A 22,917-nucleotide genomic window follows, 5' to 3' on the forward strand; every position below is an offset into this window, starting at 1 on the left:
GGGTCACCGGGCCGTCGCGTCCCGGACGTTGGTGTGTCCGGGACGGGATCACCCAGCCAAGGCCTCCCGATCGGTCCGCGCCGTCCCGGACGACGTCCGGTTGAGGAGGAGCGCGAGCGCCGCGACCAGCGCCGTGGCGGAGCAGATCGACCAGACGGCGAGATAGCCCGAGAGCGGGGCATGGCCGTACGTCGGGTCACCGAGGGTTCCGGTCGACGCGAGGCAGATCGCAAAGACCGCCGAGGCGACCGCGCCGCCGAGCGTCTTGAAGCCGTTGGTCATACCGGTCGCGAAGCCGACCCGGTCAGCAGGCGAGACTGCTGCGGCAGCGGAGGGAAGGGCGGCCACAAGCGCGCCCGACCCTGCGCCCGCGACCATCATGACCACGATGGTGAGCAGTCGGCTGTCGTGGAACGGCAGCCAGCCGGCGTACCCGAGGGCGACGAGGAGAGTCGCGAGGATCAGCGCCGGCCGCACACCGAAGCGCCGGGCGACGGGCGGGTAGAGCAGCGCTCCCGCGAGCAGGCTGATGACGTAGAGCCCGATCCGGATCGAGGTCGAGCCGGCCGACAGGCCGAAGCCGTAGCCCGCCACGTCGGGGTCACTTCGTAGATAAGTCGACAAAGGGATCTGGGCGCCGAGGATCGAGATTCCGAAGAGGAAGGCCGTCACCTGGAGCGGCCACTGCGACGCCGTCCCCAGCAGTCGTACGTCGACCAGCGGGTGCGTCCGGCCGAGCTCGATGCGCCCGAACGGCACCAACACCAGCACGCCCAGCACGATCAGAACCCACGGCAGCACCGCCGACGGACCGGAGAGGCGCATCGCGATCAGGCCGCCCATCACGAGCCCGACCGCAAGCGTCAGCACCGCGAGTCCGGGCCAGTCGAAGGTCCCCTCCGAGGAGCCCGGCGCGCTCTCCACACCGACCCAGATCGCGACCAGGCAGAGCGTCACGACCACCGCAGGGATGGCGAGCACCGTGGTCATCGAGAGTGACTCCACCAGAGCGCCCGACGCAAGCGCGCCGATGATCACCGCGAGCTCGAGCGTCGCGACCAGCGCCGCAGAGGCACGGCGGGTCAGGACATCGCGACGTGAGGTGCCGGAGGTGCGGCGATGGATGATCGCGACCTCAAGCGGGAGCCAGACGACGTACGCACCCTGGAGAGCCGCGCCCACGAGGAACGTGCCGAAGTTCGGGGCGAGTGCCATCACCCAGGAGCCGATGGCGGTCACCAGCGTTGCCAGCAGCAGGACGCGACGGTGCCCGATCAGGTCGCCGAGCCGGGCCAGCGGAGGCACCACCAGAGCCGAGACGACGAGCTGCGCCGCCTCGAACCAGTTCACGTCGGCGTCCTTGATCGACAGGTGCCGCGCCAGGTCGGTGAAGATCGGCGTGTAGTAGCCCTGCAGGATCCCGCTCGCGAGCTCGACGCAGGCGAGGAAGCCGACGACCGCGACCAGGCTCCTCGCCGGCGCGGGAAGGGTGCTGGTGCTCATGCGATCTCTCCCAGTCGTTCGATGAACCGCCGGTACCACCGGACGCCGTCGAGATAGTCCGTCACACCGATCCGCTCGTCGGCGGCGTGGATCGACGCACGCTGCGTCCGCGTCATCCGGAAGGGCGCGAAGCGATAGACGCGGTCACAGATCGCGGTGAAGAAGCGCGAGTCCGTCGCCGCGAGCATGACGTACGGCGCCGGCACCGCATCGGGATAGATCTCGGAGATCACGCGTTCGAGCAGAGCGAAGGTGGGATCGCCGTCCCAGGGCGAGACCGGGGAGGCCTCGTTGGCGTCCACCACCTCGATCTCCACGGAGTCGTCGTCGATCGCTCGACGCAGACGCGCGACGACCGAGTCCACCGTGTCGCCCACCATGACGCGCAGGTTGATCCCGGCACGGACCCGCGAGGGCAGCACGTTGATCGCCTTCGAGCCCTCGAGCGTCGTCAGCGCGACGGTGGTCCGGACCAGTGCGGCCGCCTCGGGGCCGGCCAGCGTCAGGGCGCGGGCAGCACCGGAGCGCACGCGGTTCCACCGTGGTCCCTCACCCAGCCGACCCAACACGCCGGCGACAGCTCGCAGAGGACCGCCCAGGTGGGGCGAGGCCCGCCGGAAGAGCTCGACGGTCACGGGGTGCAGGTGGGCGGGCATCGACACGCGGTCGACCGCGACGAGTGCGGCCGCCAGTCGGGCCGCCGGGCCGCCCGCAACCGGAGTCGAGGCATGGCCGCCCTCGGAGGTGACCGACAGCCGCACCGAGGTCGTGCCCTTCTCCGAGACACCGACGACACCGATCGGCGCTGAGAGACCCGGCAGGGCCTCGTGCGCGATCGCGCCGCCCTCGTCGATCACCATCCACGGCGTCACTCCCCGTTCGCGCAGGAGCGCCACGGCAGCTCGCGCGGCCGCGCCCGTGGTCTCCTCGTCGCAGCCGAAGGAGAGCCAGACGTCGTACGCCGGCACGAACCCGTCCGCGAGCAGCGACTCCACCGCCTCGCAGACCCCCGCGACACACCCCTTGTCGTCGAGCGTCCCTCGCCCCCACAGCTCGTCGTCGATCACGTCACCGCTGTACGGATCCCGGGCCCATTCCGAGGCGACGACCGGGACGACGTCCAGGTGCGCCATCAGCACGACGGGTCGAACCGAGGAGACTCCCGGCCAGTGGATCAGCAGTCCGTGGCCGCCCACGCGCGTGACCTCCAGCTCGTGCACGCGGGGCCACTGGTCCGCCATCGTCGCCAGCAGCCGGTCGAAGTCCTCCGGCAGGCCTCCACTGGCCTGTGAGACGGTGGGGATCCGGACGAGGGCGGCGAGACGCTCGATCTCGGCGACGTTCTGCATGGGGGCACGCTAGTGGTCCGCGTGGGACGGGAATGGTCCCGGGGCCGGTGCTGTTGACTATGACCAGACGTTCCGTTCAGTCCGCCTCCACACGGGAGGTGCGACTCAATCCGAAGGGTGGCCACATCTGATGGCTGGCAACATCTCCGCCGTGACCGACGCCGAGTTCGACGCGTCCGTCCTCAAGTCCGACAAGCCCGTCCTCGTGGACTTCTGGGCCGAGTGGTGCGGCCCCTGTAAGCAGGTGGCCCCGATCCTCGACGAGATCGCCGGTGAGCACGGCGACAAGGTCACGTTCCTCAAGATGAACGTCGACGAGAACCCGGTGACGCCGAGCAACTACCGCGTCACCGGCATCCCGACCATCAACGTCTACCAGGGCGGCGAGGTCGTGAAGTCGATCGTCGGCGCCCGCCCGAAGGCCGCGATCCTCAACGAGCTCAAGGACTTCATCGCCTGATCTCGGCTCTACTCGAGAGCCTCTCGATGCCCCGGCACCCCACGGTGCTGGGGCATCGGTGCTTTCCGAGGCCGTACGACGCCCACGAGCCTTTCGACCGCGGCCTCGACCCCGTCGCGCCACGTGACGATCGAGCGCAGGTCCATCCGCATCCGAGGCGCGGTCGGGTGCGCACGGTGGGTCTTGAAGCCCACCCGAGCGAGGAACTGCTCCGGGGCGGCGCAGCGCGAGCCGTGCAGCCGGCTCGCCAGGCCCTTGTCGCCGAACGCCTCCACCGCACGGATCGACCCGCCACGCTGGAGCAGGTCCCGGGCCATCCCCTGGATGAGCAGTCGGCCGATGCCCGCGTCGCGCCAGCCGGGAGCGATCCAGAGCGTCGTGAGCAGCACGGCGTCCGGTGAGACCGGCGCCGTCGGATAGGCGCCCGCCCCCGGCGCGAAGGCCGGCGGCACGTAGACGACGTAGCCCACCGGTCGGTCGTCGACGACGGCGACGCGGCCGCAGGAACCCCACTCGCGCAGCACCTCGGAGATCCACGCATCCTTCTCCGTGGCGGCCCCGTCGCCGTCGAGTTGGGCACGACGTACGGGGTCGAGCTCCCAGAAGAGGCAGCTCCGGCAGGGCGCGCCGAGCTCCTCGAAGAGGTCCAACGTGAGCGGAACAACCTTCCGAGCCATGGATTTCACCTTCACGCACTGGGCTGCATGCCTCAGACTAGGGGAATCATGTCTATTGAGCCCTCGCGCAGCCGTCCCGTCCTCGACCCGTACGTCGATCGGTACGCAGCACGCACGGCAGGCATGACCGCCTCGGAGATCCGGGCGCTGTTCGCGGTCGCTTCGCGCCCGGAGGTCGTCTCGCTCGCCGGCGGCATGCCTAACATCAGCGGCCTCCCTCTCGACGTCGTCGGTCATGCGATCAACGACCTCGTGCTCAAGGACGGTCCGACCGCGATGCAGTACGGCTCCGGCCAGGGCACGCCGGAGCTGCGTGAGCAGATCACCGAGATCATGCGGCTGGAGGGCATCGAGGCCCACGCCGACGACGTGGTCGTCACCGTCGGCTCGCAGCAGGCGGTCGACCTGGTCACCCGCATCTTCTGCGACCCCGGCGACGTCGTCCTGTGTGAGGCGCCGTCGTACGTCGGCGCCCTCGGCGTCTTCAAGTCCTACCAGTGCGAGGTCGTGCACGCGGAGATGGACGCCGACGGGCTCATCCCGGATGCACTGCGCAACGCCATCCGCGCCACCAAGGCCGCCGGGAAGACGATCAAGTTCCTCTACACGATCCCGAACTTCCACAACCCCGCCGGGGTGACGCTCTCGCTCGAGCGTCGTCACGAGGTCGTCGAGATCTGCGCCGAGGAGGGCATCCTCATCCTCGAGGACAACCCGTACGGCCTGCTCGGATTCGACCGCGAGCCGATGCCCGCGATGCGCTCGATGTCGGCCGACAACATCATCTACCTCGGCTCGTTCTCCAAGACCTTCGCGCCGGGCTTCCGCGTCGGGTGGGCACTGGCGCCGCACACCGTGCGGGAGAAGCTTGTCCTCGCCCAGGAGTCGGCGACGCTGTGCCCGCCGTCGTTCTCGCAGATGGCGATCTCGGCGTACCTCCGCGACCACGACTGGCAGGGCCAGATCAAGGACTTCCGCGAGATGTACCGCGAGCGCCGCGACGCCATGATCGGGGCGCTCACCGACATGATGCCGCCGGCGGTGCGCTGGAACGTCCCCGACGGCGGCTTCTACGTCTGGCTCACGCTGCCGCCGGGCATCAACGCCAAGGCGATGCTCCCCCGCGCCGTCACGGCGCGCGTGGCCTACGTCCCCGGCACCGCGTTCTTCGCCGACGGCTTCGGCTCCTCGGCGATGCGCCTCTCCTTCTGCTACCCGACCCCCGAGCGGATCCGTGAGGGCGTACGCCGTCTCGCCGGTGTCCTGGAGGCGGAGATGGAGCTGCAGAGCACGTTCGGGATCGATGACACCACCGAGATGCGCCTCGGCCTGGGTCCGGACAATCCCAGCCCGAACTCCATCTAGGTCGTTTTATCGACTTATCGATCAGTCGCTTTGTGGATCGATAAGTCCGACGATGCGCTGCAGGTCGGCGAGGGTGGCGTACTCGATGGTGACCCTCCCCTTGGCCTTGCCCATGTCCACCTTCACGCGCGTCTCGAGGCGGTCCGAGAGCCGCTCGGCGATGTCGGTCAGACCGGGAGCCTTGAGCCGGGGCGGACGTGCGGTCCGCTTCGGCCCGCCGTGCTCGCCGAGGGCGAGCAGCTCCTCGAGGCCCCGGACGCTGATGCCCTCGGCGACGACGCGCTGGGCCAGGCGGTCCTGGGCCTCGTCGTCGTCCACGCCGAGAAGCGCACGGGCGTGGCCGGCCGACAGCACGCCGGCAGCCACACGGTTCTGGACCTTCGGCGTGAGCTTCAGCAGCCGGATCGTGTTGGAAATCTGCGGGCGTGACCGGCCGATCCGCGTGGCGAGCTCCTCGTGGGTGCAGGAGAAGTCCTCGAGCAGCTGCTGGTAGGCCGCCGCCTCCTCCAGCGGGTTGAGCTGGCTGCGGTGGAGGTTCTCCAGCAGAGCGTCGCGGAGCATGTCGGTGTCGTCGGTCTCGCGGACGATCGCGGGGATCGTCTCGAGGCCGGCGAGCTGCGTGGCGCGCCACCGGCGCTCACCCATGACCAGCTCGTAGCGCTTCCTGCCGCCGGCCGTGCCCTCAGGGCCGTCAACCGGAAGCGGACGCACGACCACGGGCTGGAGGAGGCCGACCTCCTTGATCGAGACGACCAGCTCGTCGAGCGCCTCCTGCTCGAAGACGGTGCGCGGGTTGACCGCGTTGGGGGTGATCGCATCGACGGGCAGCTCGGCGAAGTAAGCACCGTCGACGGGGGCGAGGCCGTCAGGCAGCTCCCCCGCCGGGGAGCGATTGTCGACATTTCCGGCCTGAGCGCCGTTCCCCGGGCTGGCGGGGCCCCGGTCAGCGGCTTCCGAGTTCGTCGGTCCAGCGGAATTGTCCGCATGCTGATCATCCGGCTTGACCTCGGGTGCGGTGGGAATGAGTGAGCCCAACCCGCGTCCCAGACCACGGCGATTCGGACCGGCCATCAGACGTTCACACCTTTCGAAGCCACTTCACGCGCCGCCTCGAGGTAGCTCAGCGCCCCCGGCGAGCCCGGGTCGTAGGTCATCACGGTCTGCCCGTACGACGGCGCCTCGGAGACGCGTACCGAGCGTGGGATGTAGGTCTTGAGCACCTGGTCACCGAAGTGAGACTTGACCTCCTCGGCGACTCCGGAGGCGAGCCGGGTCCGGGCGTCGAACATGGTGACCAGGATGGTGCTCACCGCGAGGGACGGGTTGAGTGCGGCACGGACCATGTCGATGGTCTTGAGCAGCTGCGAGAGGCCCTCCAGCGCGTAGTACTCCGCTTGGATCGGGATCATCACCTCGGAGCATGCAACGAGCGCGTTCACGGTCAGGAGGCCCAGCGAGGGCGGGCAGTCGATGAAGACGTAGTCCCAGCGGTCCTCCCCCGCCGTACGGGCGTCGCCCACGCGCGGATGCGCCCGCAGCGCCTTCTGCAGGCGCTGCTCCCGCGCCACCACGCTGACGAGCTCGATCTCTGCGCCAGCGAGGTCGATGGTCGCCGGTACGACGTCCAGCCCAGCGACCTCGGGCGCAGGGACCACGACGTCGGCCAACGGAGTGCCCTCGACGAGCAACTCGTACGTGCCCGGGGTGCCCTGATAGTGATCGATGCTCAGCGCGGTCGACGCGTTCCCCTGCGGGTCGAGGTCGATGACGAGGACGCGCTGGCCGAGCTGGGTGAGAGCAGCGGCGATGTTCACCGTCGACGTCGTCTTGCCGACGCCGCCCTTCTGGTTGGCGACGACGAAGATCCGCGTCGACTCGGGTCGAGGCGACGGCGGGCGCTGCGAGGCGTCCATCCGCGCCAGGATGCTGTGCTCGGCGGCCTTGGCCAGCGGCGTCTCGTCCTCAGCCAAACTGGTGCCGTACTGCGCGAAGTCGGCGGCGGTGCGGACGGGGAACGGCGCCTCTGTTTCACGTGAAACGGCGTCCGCTCCGGCCTGTGGATGAGACGCCGAGTTCTGTGGAGAAACCCCATCTCCAAGCGTGGAACCACCGGTGGAAAACTCATCCGTCACGCCGGGTCCCGTACCGTCCTTGCCCTGTGCGTCGCTCATGGCCGAGGCCTCCCCTGTCGGTTCTTCGACGCCTTCGCCGCGCCGGACTTCGTGCTTCGCCCCCCACGCGGGGCCTTCTTCTTCTCAGCCTTCTGCGTCTTCCCTGAGGCCGTGTTGTCACGAGCAGACCGCAACCCTACGCGGCCCGGATCTGCCCAGGCCACCCGGAGGGCGACGGTCGTCGATTCCAGCACCCCCTCCCCGAGCACCGACACGGACGGTTCGGCACAACCCAGCCGAGCCAGGGTCTCGGCAGCCTCGTCGATCTCGGTCGCCACAGACGACCCCTTCATCGCCACGAGCGCACCCTCAGAGCTGACGAGAGGCATCGACCACTCGAGGAGACGGCCCAAGGGCGCCACGGCCCGGGACGTCACCACGTCGAACGTCCGCTCCCCGTGAAGGACATCGGAGCGGCCTCGCACCACCTCGACGTTGGCGAGGTCCAGAGCCTCCGCCACCTCAGACAGGAACGTCGTCCGGCGCAGCAATGGCTCGATCAACGTCACCCGGAGATCGGGCCGGACGATCGCCAGCACGAGGCCGGGCAGTCCCGCGCCCGAACCGATGTCGGCCACAGTCGCCCCCGTGGGCATCAGCCGCTCCAGCACCGCGCAGTTGAGCAGGTGCCGGTCCCACAGCCGGGGCACCTCCCGAGGACCGATCAGACCGCGGACCGTCCCCGCATCCGCCAGCCACCCCGCATATGCCTCCAGCAACGGGAGGCGGTCGGCTGGGACAACCTCAGCAGCGGCCTGCGGCGCGGGGGGAGCCGCGATCGGCTCTTCCGTCATGAGTCCTCCTCATGTTTCACGTGAAACGAGTCTGCCTTGGATGGGTGGTGTGGGGCCAAGCGGGGCGCCTGCTTGAAGCGACCTGAGTCGGGGAAGCAGCAAGGGCCGCTGTTTCACGTGAAACAGCGGCCCTTGGAACAGCACGTGTCTAGACCGGCTGGACGACGACGTACCGGCGCGGCTCGGCGCCCTCGGAGGAGGAGGTGAGCCCGGCGGCGGCGACGGCGTCGTGGACGACCTTGCGTTCGAACGGCGACATGGGGGAGAGCGAGACTGGGGCGCCGGTCTCCTTCACCTGGGCGACCGTCTCGGCGGCGAGCTGCTCGAGCGAGGTCCGCTTGGTGGCCCGGTAGCCGGAGATGTCGAGCATGAGGCGGGAGCGCTCGCCCGTCTCGCGGTAGACGGCGAGGCGGGTGAGCTCCTGGAGGGCGTCGAGCACCTCACCGTCGCGGCCGACGAGGTTGCTGAGGTCGGCGCCGACGATCGAGACCGAGGCCCGGTCTCCGTCGACGTCCATGTCGAGGTCGCCGTCCAGGTCGGCGATGTCGAGGAGCTCCTCGAGGTAGTCGGCGGCGATGTCGCCCTCCTGCTCGAGGCGGGCCACACGGCCGGAGACCGCCGGAGCCTCGTCGATGGCCGGCTCGGCCTCCATCACATCGTTCTGTTCAGTCACTTCACGTTCCTTGTCAGGGGAGTGGGTGCCGGCGTACCGGCGAGAGGTCTGGGGCGGGCCGTTTCACGTGAAACAGCGCCACGGCTACTTGGTCGGGCCCTGCTTCTTCTGGCGCTCGGCCTTCGTCTGCCGCTTCGGCTGCTGACGTACGGCGGGACGCGGCTCCTCGTCGACGACCGTGGTCTCGACCGTCAGGCCGGCCGTCTGGCCCTTCGCAGCAGCCTTGGCCCGGTCGCGCTCAGCCTTCGCCTTGGCGGCAGGCGTTCCGGGAGCCGGGTTGTTCCGGATGACGTAGAACTGCTGGCACATCGTCCACAGGTTGGAGGTCGTCCAGTAGATCATCAGGCCGATCGGGAAGGCGATACCGCCGACGGCAAAGACGACAGGGAGGATGTAGAGCAGCATCTTCTGCTGGCTGGCGTAGGGGCCGCTCATGGCGTCCGCCGGCATGTTCTTGCTCATCAACTGCCGCTGGGTCATGAACGTCGTCAGCGTCATCGCGATCACGAGGATGACCGCGAGCACCACCACGTTGGTCGTGGTGTGCTTCGTGAGCGTCTCCGAGATGTTCGCGCCGAAGATCGAGCCATGGCGCAGCTGGTCGACGTCACCCTGCTTGAGGAAGCCCTTGGCGTGGCCCTTGGCCGCGTTGTTGATCAGGTGGAAGAGCGACAGGAAGATCGGCATCTGGATGATGAGCGGGAGGCACGAGGCGAACGGGTTGGTTCCCGTGTCCTTGTAGAGCTTCATCGTCTCCTGGGCGAGACGCTCCCGGTCGTGACCGTACTTCTTCTGCAGCTCCTTCACCTTGGGCTGAATGAGCTGCATGTTCCGGCTGGAGTTGATCTGCTTCACGAAGAGCGGGATCAGGAGAGCACGGATCGTCACCGTCAGCCCCACGATCGAGAGGGCCCAGGTCCAGCCGGAGGCCTCACCGAAGGCGAGCCCGAGGACCTTGTGCCACGCCAGCAGGATCGCGGAGATGGCGTAATAGAGCGGCGTGCCAATGGCAACGATGATATCTCCCACGAGGGATCAGGCTCCTTGCTTCACGTGTTCGTGCTGGTGGTCCAGCGTGCGCTGGGGGACTGGGTCGTATCCGCCGGCGGCCCACGGGTGGCAGCGGAGCACGCGGCGCACGGCCAACGAGCTCCCCTTGAGCGACCCGTGCACCTGGACTGCCTCGAGGGCATAGGCGGAACACGTGGGGTGATAGCGACAGACCTGGCCATAGAGCGGACTGATCGCGAACCGATAGGCGCGAAACAGCCCGATCAGCAGGTATTTCACGACATCACCCGGTGGAGGCAACGCGCCAGATCGGCGCGGAGTTCCTCGGAGGTGGCGGAGGCGGCAGCCGGAAGCGCTCTGACCACAAGCACAGCAGAGCCCGGGAGTCGCGTCTCGCCCTCAGTGCTGAGGGACGAGAGCAGCTCCCGGGCCTGGTGTCGAAGTCGCCGCTTCACGCGGTTGCGCGTCACCGCCGGACCGACGGCCTTGCTGACCACGAAGCCCACTCGTACGAGTGAGGGATCGTCCTGGGGCGCGGCATCCAGCTGCGCGTGGAGGACGAGCGTGCGTCCCGATACCCGTCGCCCCAGTCGTACGGCGGTGGTGAAACCGTCCGCGTCAGTGAGGCGCTGCGACCGGGGTAGCACGGTCAGCCGAGGCCGAAGGGCCTCAGACGGCGAGGTCCTTGCGACCCTTACGACGGCGGGTAGCCAGGATGGCGCGGCCGGCACGGGTGCGCATGCGCAGGCGGAAACCGTGCGTCTTGGCGCGACGACGGTTGTTCGGCTGGTAGGTACGCTTGCTCACGAGGATGTCCTTTGATCAGTTCTTGGGAAGTGTCCGCCGGCGACGTACTAATCCCAGCGACCGAGCAACGGTACGCGTAGCCGAATGACAGGGTCAAACCCTCGGTGATCCGCCTGTGCGCGGCCCTCCACGGCATCTCCGGGGCCTGTGGACAACGGCTTGCCGCAGGCACCACAGGAGAGTTAAGTTCGCGGCTCATTGTGCGCTCTTCCCGCGTGAAATGGGGCTCCACAGCTTGTGGAGAAACATGTGGAGAGTCTGCACCGCAGCGAGCAGGAGGGCGGAGCGTGGACGCGAGCAACGCAAGCGCAGCGGAGAACGAGGACTCGTTCCAGCGAGCGTGGCGGGCGGTCGTCGAGAGTCTCCAGCCGAGCCAGCAGGCGTGGGTCCGGGCGAGCGCTCCCGTCGCCATCCACGGCGACACCGCCATCGTCGCCGTCCCCAACGACTTCACCCGCAACCGGCTCGAGGGAGCACTCCGCTCCCAGCTCGAGGAGTCCCTCTCCGTGGAGCTCGGCTCCGAGGTGCGCATCGCGGTCACGGTCAATCCCGCGCTCGAGGCACCCGAGCCGTCCGCCCAGGCCCCGGTTCATCCCGTGGCGACAGATGGACAAGTCGACATATCGACTGCCGTCCATGACGAGGCCGCCGCCCCCCTGCAGTCAGCGGCGCCGGCCCTCGTCCCGACGCCTCCGCGGCCGCAACGCCCCGAGGAGGCGGCCGCGAGCACGCTGGAGACACGGCTCAACCCCAAGTACACCTTCGAGACCTTCGTCATCGGGTCCTCGAACCGCTTCCCGCACGCCGCCGCGATCGCCGTGAGCGAGGCGCCCGGTCGCGCGTACAACCCGCTACTCGTCTACGGCGAGTCCGGACTCGGCAAGACCCACCTGCTCCACGCCATCGGCCACTACGTGCGCTCGCTCTATCACGGTGCCAAGGTGCGCTACGTGAGCAGCGAGGAGTTCACGAACGAGTTCATCAACGCGATCCGTGACGACCGCCAGGACCGGTTCAAGCGGCGCTACCGCGACGTCGACGTGCTCCTCATCGACGACATCCAGTTCTTGGAGGGGAAGACCCAGACGCAGGAGGAGTTCTTCCACACCTTCAACGCGCTGCACAACGCCAACAAGCAGATCGTCCTGACCTCGGACCGCAGCCCGAAGCGCCTTGAGGCGCTCGAGGACCGACTGCGCAACCGGTTCGAGTGGGGCCTCATCACCGACGTGCAGCCGCCGGACGTCGAGACTCGCATCGCGATCCTCCGCAAGAAGGCGGCGATGGAGCGCCTCACCGCACCGCCGGACGTGCTCGAGTTCATCGCCACGAAGATCCAGACGAACATCCGTGAGCTCGAGGGTGCCCTCATCCGGGTCACCGCCTTCGCGAACCTCAACCGCCAGGACGTCGACATGCCCCTGGCCGAGATCGTCCTCAAGGACCTCATCCCCGAGGGCGGCGAGCCCGAGATCACGACCGGGCTGATCATCGCCCAGACCGCTGCCTACTTCGGGATCTCCCTGGAGGAGATCACCGGTCCCTCGCGCGGGCGACACCTCGTCATGGCCCGCCAGATCGCCATGTACCTCTGCCGGGAGCTCACCGACCTCTCCCTGCCCAAGATCGGCGCCCTCTTCGGCGGGCGCGACCACACGACGGTGATGTACGCCGAGCGGAAGATCAACCAGCTCCTCGCGGAGCGGCGTGCGGTGTTCAACCAGGTCACCGAGCTGACCAACCGTGTGAAGGTCACCGCGCGCCAGTCCTGACCGGACGCGGTCGCCGCCTGTGCACAACTGGCCCCCCACAAATGAATTACACGGTGGTGAGATGCGGAAGGGCTGTCATTCCACACACAGCGACCGGTCGCCGTACACACCACCGCTGCTGCGTCCCCACCGGAGTGCACAGCCCCTGTGCACTCTCATCATATGGGGTGACCTGCGAAAACAGGAGTTCTCCACAGTTTCCACCACTGCTATGACTCCTATGGAACTAGAAGCACATCGATCCTCCGTGAAAACCCACCGAGGCGACCTTCTGGGGAAAACCCCCGCGTGGCATGCTTCCGTTCGTGAAGTTTCGTGTTGACCGTGACGTGTTCGCCGAGGCCGTCGCCTGGGCAGCGCGCAGCCTGCCGGTTCGTCCGAGCACCCCTGTCCTCTCCGGCCTGCTGATCGAGGCCACCGACGCTGGCCTGGTGCTCTCGAGCTTCGACTACGAGACCTCGGCCCGCGCGACGCTCGCCGCTGAGGTGGCGGACGAGGGCAAGGCGCTGGTCAGCGGCAAACTTCTCGCCGACATCGTGCGGAGCCTCCCGGCCAAGCCGGTCGAGCTCACCCTCGACGGCGCCCGTGTCGCGCTGACCTGTGGCTCGGCGCGGTTCAGCCTGCAGACCATGCCCGTCGAGGACTATCCGACGCTGCCGGACATGCCGACCTCGGCCGGGACGGTCAAGAGCGACGAGTTCGCGCACGCGGTGGCCCAGGCCGTCACCGCGGCAGGTCGCGACGACATGCTCCCGGTGCTCACCGGCGTCCGACTCGAGATCGACGGCTCGACGATCTCGCTCCTGGCCACCGACCGCTTCCGGCTGTCGATCCGCGAGCTCACGTGGGACCCGGCCACGCCGGACAGCACGCTGGCCGCGCTCGTGCCGGCGAAGGTGCTCGCCGACACCGCCAAGTCGCTGACCGCGGGCTCGGAGATCACGATCGCGCTCTCCACCTCCGGTGCCGGCGAGGGCATCATCGGCTTCGAGGGGCAGGTGGCCGGCGGCGTACGACGGACCACGACCCGCCTTCTCGACGGAGAGTTCCCCAAGGTCCGCAGCCTCTTCCCCAACGAGCACCTCACGCTCGCCAAGGTCTCCAAGCCCGAGCTGATCGAGGCGGTCAAGCGCGTCTCCCTCGTCGCGGAGCGCAACACCGCCGTGCAGCTCGCCTTCCACGAGGGCGTCCTCACCCTCGACGCCGGCACCGGTGACGAGGCCCAGGCCTCGGAGTCGATCGAGGCCGACGTCAGCGGCGACGACCTCACGACCGGGTTCAACCCGCAGTACCTCCTCGACGGGCTGAACGCCCTCGACGCAGGTGTCGTGGAGCTGGCCTTCACCCAGGCTTCGAAGCCCGTCGTAATCTCGGGAGCAGACACAGATGACGGCGCGGGCGGCGACAACAGCCCTGCCGACTTCCGCTACCTGCTCATGCCCCGGCGCCTGCTCTCCTGACGCCACTCAACACTGAGCCTTCCAACGACAAGGATCACGCCATGCATCTCGGTCTCATCGGTCTGGGCAAGATGGGCGGCAACATGCGCACCCGTCTGCGCGACGCCGGCCACACCGTCACCGGATTCGACATGAACCCCGACCTGGCCGACGTCTCCTCGCTCGCAGAGCTCGTCGACGCGCTGCCCTCCCCGAAGGTCGTCTGGGTGATGGTTCCCGCGGGCGAGCCGACACGCTCGACGATCGCGAACCTCAAGGAACTGCTCGGCGAGGGTGACCTCGTCGTGGACGGCGGCAACTCGAAGTACACCGACGACGCGCTCAACGCCCAGTCCCTCGCGGAGAAGGGCATCGGCTTCGTCGACTGCGGCGTCTCCGGTGGCGTGTGGGGCCTGAAGAACGGTTACGCCCTCATGTACGGCGGCTCCGACGACGACGTCGCCAAGGTGTGGCCCGCCTTCGAGGCGCTGAAGCCCGAGGAGGGCGGCTACGTCCACGCGGGCAAGAAGCCCGGCGCCGGTCACTTCGCCAAGATGGTCCACAACGGCATCGAGTACGCGATGATGCAGAGCTATGCCGAGGGCTGGGAGCTGCTCGAGAAGGTCGACCTCGTCGAGAACGTTCCCGCGATCTTCGACTCCTGGCGCAGCGGCACCGTCATCCGCTCCTGGCTGCTCGACCTCCTCACCGAGGCCGTCCAGGCCGACGAGCACCTCGACAAGATCCGCGGTTACGCCGAGGACTCCGGCGAGGGTCGGTGGACCGTCGAGGCGGCGATCGACAACGCGGTGCCGATGCACGTCATCGCCTCCTCGCTCTTCGCGCGCTTCACCTCCCGCCAGGACGACAGCCCTGCCATGAAGGCGATCGCGGCGATGCGCAACCAGTTCGGCGGGCACGCGGTGAAGACCGAGGCCCCGCAGGGCGGCGACGTGGAGGGCGCGACCGGTCCCGCCACGAGCGCGGACAGCGCGCCGGCCGAGAGCTAGAACCGAATCCGAGTTGCACGTCTCCCACCTCACGCTGCACAACTTCCGGTCCTACGAGACCGCCGAGGTGCCGCTCGAGGCCGGGGTGACGGCCTTCGTCGGGCTCAACGGGCAGGGCAAGACCAACCTCGTCGAGGCGATCGACTACCTCTCCCGGCTGCAATCACACCGTGTCGCGACCGACGCGCCGCTGGTGCGGGCCGGGGCGGACTCTGCCCTGGTGCGTGCGGCCGTCGTCCGGGACGGGCGCGAGGCCGTGCTCGAGGTCGAGATCAACGCCGGCCGTGCCAACCGTGCCCGGATCAACCGGTCGCCGCTGCCGCGGACGCGCGAGCTCATCGGGCTCGTCCGTACGGTCGTCTTCTCCCCCGAGGACCTGGCGCTGGTGAAGGGCGACCCTGCGGAGCGTCGTCGCTTCCTCGATGACCTGCTGGTCCTGCGCGCCCCGCGCCTCGCCGGCGTGCGGGCGGACTATGAACGGGTGCTGCGGCAGCGCAACAGTCTCCTGAAGTCGGCCCGCGCCTCGCGCGGTGCTCGCGAGGCGGCGCTCGCCACGCTGGCGGTGTGGGACGAGCAGCTCGCACGGGCGGGTGCGGAGATCCTGGCGGAGCGGCTCGCGCTGGTGGAGTCGCTGTCGCCGTACGTCGGCAAGGCGTATGAGACGGTCGCGCGCGGTGCGTCGCGGGACGATGCCGAGATCGCCTACCGGTGCTCCTTCGACCTCGCTGCCCGAGGACTCGACGAGGCGAGCGGTGTCGACGTGCGGCCGCTGCTGGAGCGGGCGATCCTCGATGAGATCAAGGTGCGGCGCGCGGACGAGCTCGACCGGGCGGTGTCGCTGGTCGGGCCGCACCGCGACGAACTGCTCCTGACCATCGCGGGCGGGGGCCAACAGCTTCCGGTCAAGGGGTATGCGTCCCACGGTGAGTCCTGGTCGTTCGCCCTCGCGCTCCGCCTGGCCTCCTATGACCTGCTGCGCGCCGACGGCGACGACCCGATCCTCATCCTCGACGACGTCTTCGCCGAGCTCGACGCCACGCGTCGTGAACAGTTGGCCGACCTCGTCGCCGGCGCTGAACAGGTGCTCGTCACCGCGGCGGTCGGGGCCGACGTACCGGAGGTGCTGCGGGGGGCGCGGTACCGGGTCGCCGCCGGTGAGGTGAGTCGTGAGCAGTGACGAGCCGAAGCCGGAGGAGCCGGTGACGAAGGCCGACGGGCTGGAGCTCGCGCGTGCGCTGACCCGCGCCGTGGCGAGTGCCGCCCCCGTGGCGCGGGCGAAGAAGCGGCTGAATCCGAAGAAGTGGACCCGGCCCGAGGTCAGTGGCGCCCACCCGGACGACCGCGACCCGCAGCTCCTCGATGCCACCCTGGGTCGTCTGGTGCAGGACCACGGCTGGGGACTCGACCTCAAGGTCCACGGTGTCCTGGCGCGCTGGGCCGAACTGGTCGGTGCGGAGATCGGCGACCATTCGACGCCGGAGTCCTTCGCCGACGGCAGGCTCGTGGTCCGCGCCGACTCGACCGCGTGGGCGACCCAGCTGCGCCTCCTCGCCCCCGACGTCGTACGTCGACTCAACACCGAGCTGGGCCATGGGACGGTGATCCAGATCGAGGTCCTCGGACCCGTCGGACCGACGTGGAAGAAGGGCCCTCGATCGGTCCGCGACGGCCGTGGACCGCGCGACACCTACGGCTGACGAACACCCCTGCGGATGTATCCGGAGTAAGCCACACCCCTGAAAGGGCCTCCCAGAGGCGATTCTGTACCACCTAGGCGGTAGTCTGACGGGTGTGACTGAGCCCGAGCAGACCGACTACGACGCGTCAGCGATCCAGGTGCTGGAGGGCCTCGAGGCCGTCCGCAAACGCCCGGGTATGTACATCGGCTCCACCGGTGTCCGTGGCCTGCACCACCTGATCTGGGAGATCGTGGACAACGCGGTCGACGAGGCGCTCGCCGGTTACTGCGACACCATCGTGGTGACGCTCAACGCCGACAACTCGGTCAGCGTCATCGACAACGGTCGCGGCATCCCGACCGACATCGCGCCGGGCCAGGAGCTGCCCGCGGCGACGCTCGCCCTCACGGTCCTGCACGCGGGCGGCAAGTTCGGCGGTGGCGGCTACAAGGTCTCCGGCGGTCTGCACGGTGTCGGCTCCTCGGTCGTCAACGCGCTGTCGACGAAGATGCACATGCAGATCAAGAACCGCGGCTTCCTCTGGGAGCAGGAGTTCACCCTCGGCGTGCCCGACTACACGCTTCGGCAGGTCCGGCCGCTCGAGGAGGGCGAGCGCACCGGTACCACCATCACTTGGTGGGCCAGCCCCGACATCTTCGAGACGACGACGTACAACCTCGACACCATCGTCACGCGCTTCCGCGAGATGGCGTTCCTCAACAAGGGCCTCAAGATCGTCCTGCGCGACGAGCGTCCTGAGGGCGCCGAACTCGCCCAGATCGTCTCCGACCCGATGGAGCTCGACGGGCTCGAGGGCACCGAGGGCGACATCCAGGTCGTCACCTCGGAGGACAGCGCGGACGGCGCGGTCAAGGGGATCGAGCAGGCCTTCCTCTACGAGCGCGGCCTCGCCGACTACGTCGACTTCCTCAACAAGAAGAAGGTCCCCCTCTCCCCCGTCATCGCGTTCGAGGCCGAGACACAGGAGAACGCGGAGAACGCGATGAGCCTCGAGGTCGCGATGCAGTGGCAGGGGTCGTCGTACAACGAGTCGGTCCACACCTTCGCGAACACGATCAACACGCCCGAGGGTGGCACCCACGAGGAGGGCTTCCGCGCCGCGCTGACGACTCTCATGAACCGCTGGGGTCAGGAGTGGGGCTTGATCAAGAAGGCCGAGGACCGCCTCACCGGCGACGACATCCGCGAGGGCCTGACCGCGATCATCAGCCTCAAGATCGGGGAGCCGCAGTTCGAGGGCCAGACCAAGGCCAAGCTCGGCAACACCGAGGCCAAGGGCTTCACCCAGGGCGTCGTCAACGACCAGCTCGGCGCCTGGCTCGAGGAGCACCCCGGCGAGGGCAAGGACATCATCCGCAAGGCCCAGGCCGCCGCGACCGCCCGCATCGCCGCGCGCAAGGCGCGCGACCTCGCGCGCGGCCGCAAGGGTCTGCTCGGCAGCGGCTCGCTGCCCGGCAAGCTCAGCGACTGCCAGTCGAACAACCCCGAGGAGTGCGAGGTCTTCATCGTCGAGGGTGACTCGGCCGGTGGCTCTGCCCGTCAGGGCCGCGACCCGCGCATCCAGGCGATCCTCCCGATCCGGGGCAAGATCCTCAATGTCGAGAAGGCACGCCTCGACAAGGTGCTCGCCAACACCGAGGTCCAGTCGATCATCTCGGCGCTCGGCACCGGCGTGCACGACGAGTTCAACCTCGACAAGCTGCGCTATCACAAGATCGTCCTGATGGCCGACGCCGACGTCGACGGCCACCACATCAACACGCTGCTGCTCACGCTGCTCTTCCGCTTCATGCCGGCGCTGATCCGTGACGGCTTCGTCTACATGGCGCAGCCGCCGCTCTACCGCCTGCGGTGGAACAAGCCGCACGAGCACGAGTTCGTCTACTCCGACGCCGAGCGCGACGCGATGATGGCCGACGGCCTGGCCAACGGCAAGAAGCTCCCCAAGGAGAACCCGGTCCAGCGCTACAAGGGTCTCGGCGAGATGAACGCCAAGGAGCTGTGGGAGACCACGATGGACCCGGAGCAGCGCCTCATGCTCCAGGTCACCCTCGAGGACGCCGCGCAGGCTGACGAGATCTTCTCGATCCTCATGGGCGAGGACGTCGAGTCCCGCCGCACCTTCATCCAGCGCAACGCCAAGGACGTTAGGTTCCTCGATATCTGATGACTGAGACTCCCACTCCCGCCCCCGGCGGACGGATCGAGCCTGTCGAGCTGCAGACCTCCATGCAGCGGGCCTACATCGACTACGCGATGGCGGTCATCGTCGGTCGGGCCCTGCCCGACGTACGCGACGGGCTGAAGCCGGTCCACCGGCGCGTCCTCTACGCGATGTTCGACGGCGGCTACCGCCCCGACCGCGGCTTCTCGAAGTGCTCCCGTGTCGTCGGTGACGTCATGGGTCAGTACCACCCGCACGGCGACACCGCGATCTACGACACCCTGGTGCGCCTGGCCCAGCCGTGGGTGATGCGCGCGCCGCTGATCCACGGGCAGGGCAACTTCGGCTCGCCGGGCAACGACTCCGCGGCGGCCATGCGATACACCGAGTGCCGGATGGCGCCGCTCGCGCTCGAGATGGTCCGCGACATCGAAGAGGGGACGGTCGACTTCCAGCCCAACTACGACGGCCGCTCCGAGGAACCGACGGTGCTGCCGTCGCGCTTCCCGAACCTGCTGGTCAACGGGTCGGCCGGCATCGCGGTCGGTATGGCCACGAGCATCCCGCCGCACAACCTGCGCGAGGTCGCGGAGGGCGCCACGTGGGCGCTCGAGCACCCCGACGCCTCCAAGGAGGAGCTGCAGGATGCGCTCCTCGAGCGGATCAAGGGCCCCGACTTCCCCAACGGCGCGCTGATCGTCGGCACCGCCGGCATCGAGCAGGCCTACCGCACCGGTCGTGGCTCCATCACCCAGCGCGCGGTGATCGAGGTCGACGAGGACAACCGCGGTCGCACCTGCCTGGTCATCACCGAGCTGCCCTACATGGTCAACCCGGACAACCTCGCTCTGAAGATCGCCGAGCTGGCCGACTCGGGTCGCGTGCAGGGCATCGCCGATGTCCGCGATGACACCTCCGACCGCACGGGCCAGCGGCTCGTCGTCGTACTCAAGCGGGATGCGGTCGCACGCGTCGTGCTCAACAACCTGCTCAAGCACACGGAGCTACAGACCAACTTCAGTGCCAACATGCTGGCTCTCGTCGACGGTGTGCCACGCACGCTGAGCATCGACCAGTTCATCACCAACTGGGTCGAGCACCAGATCGAGGTCATCCGCCGGCGCACGGAGTTCCGGCTCCGCAAGGCCGAGGAGCGGGCCCACATCCTGCGTGGCCTGGTCAAGGCGCTCGACGCGCTTGACGAGGTGATCGCCCTCATCCGCCGCTCGCCCGACGTCGCCGACGCCCGCGCCGGCCTGATCGAGCTGCTCGACATCGACGAGCTTCAGGCCAACGCGATCCTCGACATGCAGCTGCGCTCGCTGGCCGCGCTGCAGCGCCAGCGGATCATCGACGACCTCGCCAGGATCGAGCTCGAGATCGCCGACCTCAAGGACATCCTCGCCAACGTCGCCCGCCAGCGGTCGATCGTCGCGCAGGAGCTGGGCGAGATCGTGGAGAAGTACGGCGACGACCGCCGTACCCAGATCATCCCGGCCGACGGCGACCTCTCCATGGAGGACCTCATCCCCGATGAGGATCTCGTCGTGTCGATCACCCGTGGCGGCTACGCCAAGCGGACCCGTGCCGACCAGTACCGGCTCCAGAAGCGCGGCGGCAAGGGTGTCCGCGGCGCGACGCTGCGTGGTGACGACGTGGTCGAGCACTTCATCGCGACGACGAACCACCACTGGCTGCTCTTCTTCACCACGGCAGGCCGCGTCTACCGCACGAAGGCGTACAACCTCCCTGAGGCGGCACGTGACGCCAAGGGCGGGCACGTCGCCGGCCTGCTGAGCTTCCAACCGGACGAGAAGATCGCCCAGGTGCTCGCGATCCGCGACTACGAGCAGGCGCCCTACCTCGTCCTCGCCACCCGCTCGGGCCTGGTGAAGAAGACCCGTCTCGGCGACTACAACTCCCCGCGTCAGGCCGGCGTCATCGCGATCAACTTCCGCGAGGACGACGACGAGCTGATCGGTGCCGAGCTGGTCAACGCCGACGACGACATCCTGCTCGTCTCCCGCAAGGGGCAGGCGATCCGGTTCATCGCCGACGACGCCCAGCTGCGTCCGATGGGGCGCGCCACCTCGGGTGTCTCGGGCATGAAGTTCCGCGAGGGCGACTCGCTGCTGTCGATGTCGGTCATCCGTGCCGCTGATGCGGCGGCGGAGAACTCCGACGAGAACGTGCAGTACGTCTTCACGATCACGGACGGCGGCTTCGCCAAGCGCACGCGTATCTCCGACTACCGGATCCAGTCCCGCGGCGGCCTGGGCATCAAGGCGATGCAGCTCTCCGACGAGAAGCGCGGCTCACTCGTCGGCGCCTTCATCGTCAAGGACGGCGACGAGGTCCTCTCGATCACCGCCACCGGCCAGGTCGTACGCTCCCCCATCGACGACAACTTCGCCCCGAAGGGTCGTTCGACCATGGGCGTGAAGTTTGTGTCGCCCAAGAAGAATGACACTGTCGCAGTCGTCACCCGCTCCGTCGAGGCGCAGGAGACGGAGGAGTTGGGTGCCGATGAGGCAGAGCCCGTCTCCGCCGAGGACGACGACACTGTTGAGACGACTGATTCCGGCTCGGAGGACTGATGGCTGACGACGACACCGCGGTGCGGCCTGGCCTGGGCCAGCAGATCAAGGACCGGCTGCAGGCCGCGGCGGACGAGTTCAAGACGACCGCCGTCGGCACCGCCGGCCCGGTGAAGCCCAGTGGGAAGTCGCCCCGGCGCGCCCGCCTCACGCTCTCGCGAATCGACCCGTGGTCGGTGATGAAGGCGTCCTTCCTGCTCTCGATCGCGCTGGCGGTCGTCACGATCGTGGCGGTCTTCATCGTCTGGTCCGTGCTCGGCGCCGCCGGCGTCTGGGACTCGATCAACTCCTCGGTCCAGGACATCGTGGGCGGTCAGGACACCTCGACGTTCGACATCAAGGACTACCTCGGCACGGGCCGGGTCATGGGCTTCACGGTCCTGATCTCCGTGATCGACATCGTCCTCCTGACGGCCGTCGCCACTCTGGGTGCCTTCCTCTACAACATGGCGGCCGCGCTCGTCGGGGGCATCGACCTCACGCTCACGGAGGACCGCTGAGGCGCTGCCTTCCCGGTGGCGATTTCGTACGTCGGCGGGGGCTCGGGTAACGTTCCCTCTCGGTTCGCCGCCCCTCCTCGGGCTTCCACCCTGGTAGGCGGTGACCACCTGCGCTTATAGCTCAGACGGTTAGAGCACCACACTGATAATGTGGGGGTCGGAGGTTCAAGTCCTCCTAAGCGCACGCGATGACGGCTCGTGTCCACCGGATGCGGGTCGTCAGTCAGTTAAGGGGTCGATCATGTTGAAGAAGCTTGTTCTCCTGGCCGTGGCGGTCGCCGGCGCGGTCGTCGCGAAGAAGCAGCTCGACAGGTCCAACGCCGAGCGTGCCCTCTGGGCCGAGGCCACGGACACCGTCACTCCCCAGCACTGATTCCGCCTGTACGTCTTCGGGACGTACGACGGGGCCTTGGCGCAATTGGTAGCGCACCTGCTTTGCAAGCAGGGGGTTAGGGGTTCGAGTCCCCTAGGCTCCACCACGTGATCTCTGATCATTCCCTCGCCGAGCTGGCGCCCGAGACGGCGTACGCCGTGTGGCGGCTCCGGCAGCAGGTGTTCGTGCTCGAGCAGGCCTGTCTCTACCCCGACCTCGATGGACGTGATGTCGAGCCCGGCACGCGGCACGTCGTGCTGACGTCGGACGACGACGGTGGGGTGCTCGGCTACCTGCGGGTGCTCGACGACGGCGACGTCTGGCGGATCGGGCGGGTTGCGCTCGACCCGGCCGTCCGTGGGCGAGGCTTGGCCGACGGCCTGATGCAGCATGCGCTGACGCTGACGACCGACAGGGACGTCGTACTGGATGCGCAGACGCCACTGGCGGGGTGGTACGCGTCGCTGGGGTTCGTGCAGGACGGCGAGGAGTTCCTCGAGGACGACATCCCGCACACCCCGATGCGACTGAGGCGCCGCTGAGCGGGCACCC

The 22,917-nt window shown here is 68.4% G+C and carries 23 protein-coding genes and 2 tRNA genes; 14 read left to right on the forward strand and 11 right to left on the reverse strand.

Going from position 1 to position 22,917, the window contains the following annotated elements:
- Positions 1–48: 48 nt before the first annotated feature.
- Both LH076_RS16150 and LH076_RS16155 read right to left on the reverse strand, forming a co-directional pair.
- Positions 49–1,503 (reverse strand): MFS transporter, encoded by a 1,455-nt coding sequence (locus LH076_RS16150; protein WP_227781782.1) that lies wholly within the window; start codon positions 1,501–1,503, stop codon positions 49–51.
- Positions 1,500–2,852 (reverse strand): M20/M25/M40 family metallo-hydrolase, encoded by a 1,353-nt coding sequence (locus LH076_RS16155; RefSeq protein ID WP_227781783.1) that lies wholly within the window; start codon positions 2,850–2,852, stop codon positions 1,500–1,502. The genes LH076_RS16150 and LH076_RS16155 overlap by 4 nt, the downstream gene beginning before the upstream one ends.
- A gap of 130 nt (positions 2,853–2,982) precedes the next feature.
- On the opposite strand from LH076_RS16155, the gene trxA reads away from it, so the two are divergent.
- Positions 2,983–3,312, forward strand: a complete 330-nt coding sequence (trxA, locus tag LH076_RS16160) for a thioredoxin (protein ID WP_321573718.1) — start codon at positions 2,983–2,985, stop codon at positions 3,310–3,312.
- Between the two features lie 8 nt (positions 3,313–3,320).
- On the opposite strand, the gene LH076_RS16165 is transcribed toward trxA, so the two are convergent.
- A complete protein-coding gene (locus LH076_RS16165) occupies positions 3,321–3,989 on the reverse strand; it encodes a GNAT family N-acetyltransferase (protein WP_227781784.1) in 669 nt (222 codons plus the stop codon).
- A 48-nt stretch (positions 3,990–4,037) separates the two neighbouring features.
- Here LH076_RS16165 and LH076_RS16170 point away from each other — a divergent pair, with 48 nt between their 5' ends.
- Positions 4,038–5,354 carry a PLP-dependent aminotransferase family protein gene (locus LH076_RS16170; RefSeq protein ID WP_227781785.1) on the forward strand — a complete coding sequence of 439 codons (1,317 nt, stop codon included), beginning with the start codon at positions 4,038–4,040 and terminating at the stop codon, positions 5,352–5,354.
- Between the two features lie 21 nt (positions 5,355–5,375).
- On the opposite strand, the gene LH076_RS16175 is transcribed toward LH076_RS16170, so the two are convergent.
- The 8 genes from LH076_RS16175 to rpmH all read right to left on the reverse strand — a co-directional run bounded on the left by LH076_RS16175 (position 5,376) and on the right by rpmH (position 10,810).
- Positions 5,376–6,425, reverse strand: a complete 1,050-nt coding sequence (locus LH076_RS16175; protein WP_227781786.1) for a ParB/RepB/Spo0J family partition protein — start codon at positions 6,423–6,425, stop codon at positions 5,376–5,378.
- Complete coding sequence (locus LH076_RS16180) at positions 6,425–7,525, reverse strand: ParA family protein (RefSeq protein WP_321573719.1); 1,101 nt, start codon at positions 7,523–7,525, stop codon at positions 6,425–6,427. The genes LH076_RS16175 and LH076_RS16180 overlap by 1 nt, the downstream gene beginning before the upstream one ends.
- Positions 7,522–8,319 carry a 16S rRNA (guanine(527)-N(7))-methyltransferase RsmG gene (gene rsmG, locus LH076_RS16185; protein WP_227781787.1) on the reverse strand — a complete coding sequence of 266 codons (798 nt, stop codon included), beginning with the start codon at positions 8,317–8,319 and terminating at the stop codon, positions 7,522–7,524. The genes LH076_RS16180 and rsmG overlap by 4 nt, the downstream gene beginning before the upstream one ends.
- Positions 8,320–8,467: 148 nt before the next feature.
- Positions 8,468–8,971 (reverse strand): protein jag, encoded by a 504-nt coding sequence (locus LH076_RS16190; RefSeq protein WP_227783657.1) that lies wholly within the window; start codon positions 8,969–8,971, stop codon positions 8,468–8,470.
- A gap of 105 nt (positions 8,972–9,076) precedes the next feature.
- Positions 9,077–10,021 (reverse strand): membrane protein insertase YidC, encoded by a 945-nt coding sequence (yidC, locus tag LH076_RS16195; RefSeq protein WP_227781788.1) that lies wholly within the window; start codon positions 10,019–10,021, stop codon positions 9,077–9,079.
- A gap of 6 nt (positions 10,022–10,027) precedes the next feature.
- On the reverse strand, positions 10,028–10,282 hold the full coding sequence (gene yidD / locus LH076_RS16200) for a membrane protein insertion efficiency factor YidD (RefSeq protein ID WP_227781789.1): 255 nt from the start codon (positions 10,280–10,282) through the stop codon (positions 10,028–10,030).
- Positions 10,279–10,734: a ribonuclease P protein component gene (gene rnpA, locus LH076_RS16205; RefSeq protein WP_415753136.1), complete on the reverse strand. Its 456-nt coding sequence runs from the start codon at positions 10,732–10,734 to the stop codon at positions 10,279–10,281. Before rnpA ends, yidD begins: the two co-directional genes overlap by 4 nt.
- The gene (gene rpmH / locus LH076_RS16210) at positions 10,673–10,810 is read right to left on the reverse strand and encodes a 50S ribosomal protein L34 (RefSeq protein WP_227781791.1); all 138 of its coding nucleotides are present in this window, start codon (positions 10,808–10,810) and stop codon (positions 10,673–10,675) included. The genes rnpA and rpmH overlap by 62 nt, the downstream gene beginning before the upstream one ends.
- Before the next feature lie 287 nt (positions 10,811–11,097).
- On the opposite strand from rpmH, the gene dnaA reads away from it, so the two are divergent.
- The 12 genes from dnaA to LH076_RS16270 all read left to right on the forward strand — a co-directional run bounded on the left by dnaA (position 11,098) and on the right by LH076_RS16270 (position 22,907).
- Entirely contained in the window at positions 11,098–12,582 is a 1,485-nt protein-coding gene (dnaA, locus tag LH076_RS16215; RefSeq protein ID WP_227781792.1) for a chromosomal replication initiator protein DnaA, read from the forward strand.
- A 305-nt stretch (positions 12,583–12,887) separates the two neighbouring features.
- Complete coding sequence (gene dnaN / locus LH076_RS16220) at positions 12,888–14,042, forward strand: DNA polymerase III subunit beta (protein ID WP_227781793.1); 1,155 nt, start codon at positions 12,888–12,890, stop codon at positions 14,040–14,042.
- Positions 14,043–14,083: 41 nt separating this feature from the next.
- Positions 14,084–15,031, forward strand: a complete 948-nt coding sequence (gnd, locus tag LH076_RS16225) for a phosphogluconate dehydrogenase (NAD(+)-dependent, decarboxylating) (protein ID WP_227781794.1) — start codon at positions 14,084–14,086, stop codon at positions 15,029–15,031.
- Between the two features lie 13 nt (positions 15,032–15,044).
- Positions 15,045–16,208 (forward strand): DNA replication/repair protein RecF, encoded by a 1,164-nt coding sequence (gene recF / locus LH076_RS16230; RefSeq protein WP_227781795.1) that lies wholly within the window; start codon positions 15,045–15,047, stop codon positions 16,206–16,208.
- On the forward strand, positions 16,198–16,728 hold the full coding sequence (locus LH076_RS16235) for a DUF721 domain-containing protein (RefSeq protein WP_227781796.1): 531 nt from the start codon (positions 16,198–16,200) through the stop codon (positions 16,726–16,728). Before recF ends, LH076_RS16235 begins: the two co-directional genes overlap by 11 nt.
- A 94-nt stretch (positions 16,729–16,822) precedes the next feature.
- The gene (gene gyrB, locus LH076_RS16240; protein WP_227781797.1) at positions 16,823–18,898 is read left to right on the forward strand and encodes a DNA topoisomerase (ATP-hydrolyzing) subunit B; all 2,076 of its coding nucleotides are present in this window, start codon (positions 16,823–16,825) and stop codon (positions 18,896–18,898) included.
- Positions 18,898–21,492, forward strand: a complete 2,595-nt coding sequence (gyrA, locus tag LH076_RS16245) for a DNA gyrase subunit A (protein ID WP_227781798.1) — start codon at positions 18,898–18,900, stop codon at positions 21,490–21,492. Before gyrB ends, gyrA begins: the two co-directional genes overlap by 1 nt.
- A complete protein-coding gene (locus LH076_RS16250) occupies positions 21,492–21,992 on the forward strand; it encodes a DUF3566 domain-containing protein (protein ID WP_227781799.1) in 501 nt (166 codons plus the stop codon). The genes gyrA and LH076_RS16250 overlap by 1 nt, the downstream gene beginning before the upstream one ends.
- Positions 21,993–22,102: 110 nt before the next feature.
- Positions 22,103–22,176: transfer RNA gene (locus LH076_RS16255), tRNA-Ile, on the forward strand.
- A gap of 57 nt (positions 22,177–22,233) precedes the next feature.
- On the forward strand, positions 22,234–22,365 hold the full coding sequence (locus LH076_RS16260) for a DLW-39 family protein (RefSeq protein WP_227781800.1): 132 nt from the start codon (positions 22,234–22,236) through the stop codon (positions 22,363–22,365).
- A 30-nt stretch (positions 22,366–22,395) separates the two neighbouring features.
- Positions 22,396–22,471, forward strand: a tRNA-Ala gene (locus LH076_RS16265).
- Position 22,472: 1 nt separating this feature from the next.
- A complete protein-coding gene (locus LH076_RS16270; RefSeq protein ID WP_227781801.1) occupies positions 22,473–22,907 on the forward strand; it encodes a GNAT family N-acetyltransferase in 435 nt (144 codons plus the stop codon).
- The last annotated feature ends 10 nt before the right edge of the window (positions 22,908–22,917 follow it).

Origin of the sequence: Nocardioides sp. Kera G14, assembly GCF_020715565.1 — a bacterium.
Classification (GTDB): domain Bacteria; phylum Actinomycetota; class Actinomycetes; order Propionibacteriales; family Nocardioidaceae; genus Nocardioides.

What these genes read in the sequence shown, in the direction of transcription:
- LH076_RS16150 (WP_227781782.1), bottom strand. Translation starts at nt 1,503, where the DNA reads ATGAGCACCAGCACCCTTCCCGCGCCGGCGAGGAGCCTGGTCGCGGTC.
- LH076_RS16155 (WP_227781783.1), bottom strand. Translation starts at nt 2,852, where the DNA reads ATGCAGAACGTCGCCGAGATCGAGCGTCTCGCCGCCCTCGTCCGGATC.
- trxA (WP_321573718.1), top strand. Translation starts at nt 2,983, where the DNA reads ATGGCTGGCAACATCTCCGCCGTGACCGACGCCGAGTTCGACGCGTCC.
- LH076_RS16165 (WP_227781784.1), bottom strand. Translation starts at nt 3,989, where the DNA reads ATGGCTCGGAAGGTTGTTCCGCTCACGTTGGACCTCTTCGAGGAGCTC.
- LH076_RS16170 (WP_227781785.1), top strand. Translation starts at nt 4,038, where the DNA reads ATGTCTATTGAGCCCTCGCGCAGCCGTCCCGTCCTCGACCCGTACGTC.
- LH076_RS16175 (WP_227781786.1), bottom strand. Translation starts at nt 6,425, where the DNA reads ATGGCCGGTCCGAATCGCCGTGGTCTGGGACGCGGGTTGGGCTCACTC.
- LH076_RS16180 (WP_321573719.1), bottom strand. Translation starts at nt 7,525, where the DNA reads ATGAGCGACGCACAGGGCAAGGACGGTACGGGACCCGGCGTGACGGAT.
- rsmG (WP_227781787.1), bottom strand. Translation starts at nt 8,319, where the DNA reads ATGACGGAAGAGCCGATCGCGGCTCCCCCCGCGCCGCAGGCCGCTGCT.
- LH076_RS16190 (WP_227783657.1), bottom strand. Translation starts at nt 8,971, where the DNA reads ATGGAGGCCGAGCCGGCCATCGACGAGGCTCCGGCGGTCTCCGGCCGT.
- gnd (WP_227781794.1), top strand. Translation starts at nt 14,084, where the DNA reads ATGCATCTCGGTCTCATCGGTCTGGGCAAGATGGGCGGCAACATGCGC.
- gyrA (WP_227781798.1), top strand. Translation starts at nt 18,898, where the DNA reads ATGACTGAGACTCCCACTCCCGCCCCCGGCGGACGGATCGAGCCTGTC.
- LH076_RS16250 (WP_227781799.1), top strand. Translation starts at nt 21,492, where the DNA reads ATGGCTGACGACGACACCGCGGTGCGGCCTGGCCTGGGCCAGCAGATC.
- LH076_RS16260 (WP_227781800.1), top strand. Translation starts at nt 22,234, where the DNA reads ATGTTGAAGAAGCTTGTTCTCCTGGCCGTGGCGGTCGCCGGCGCGGTC.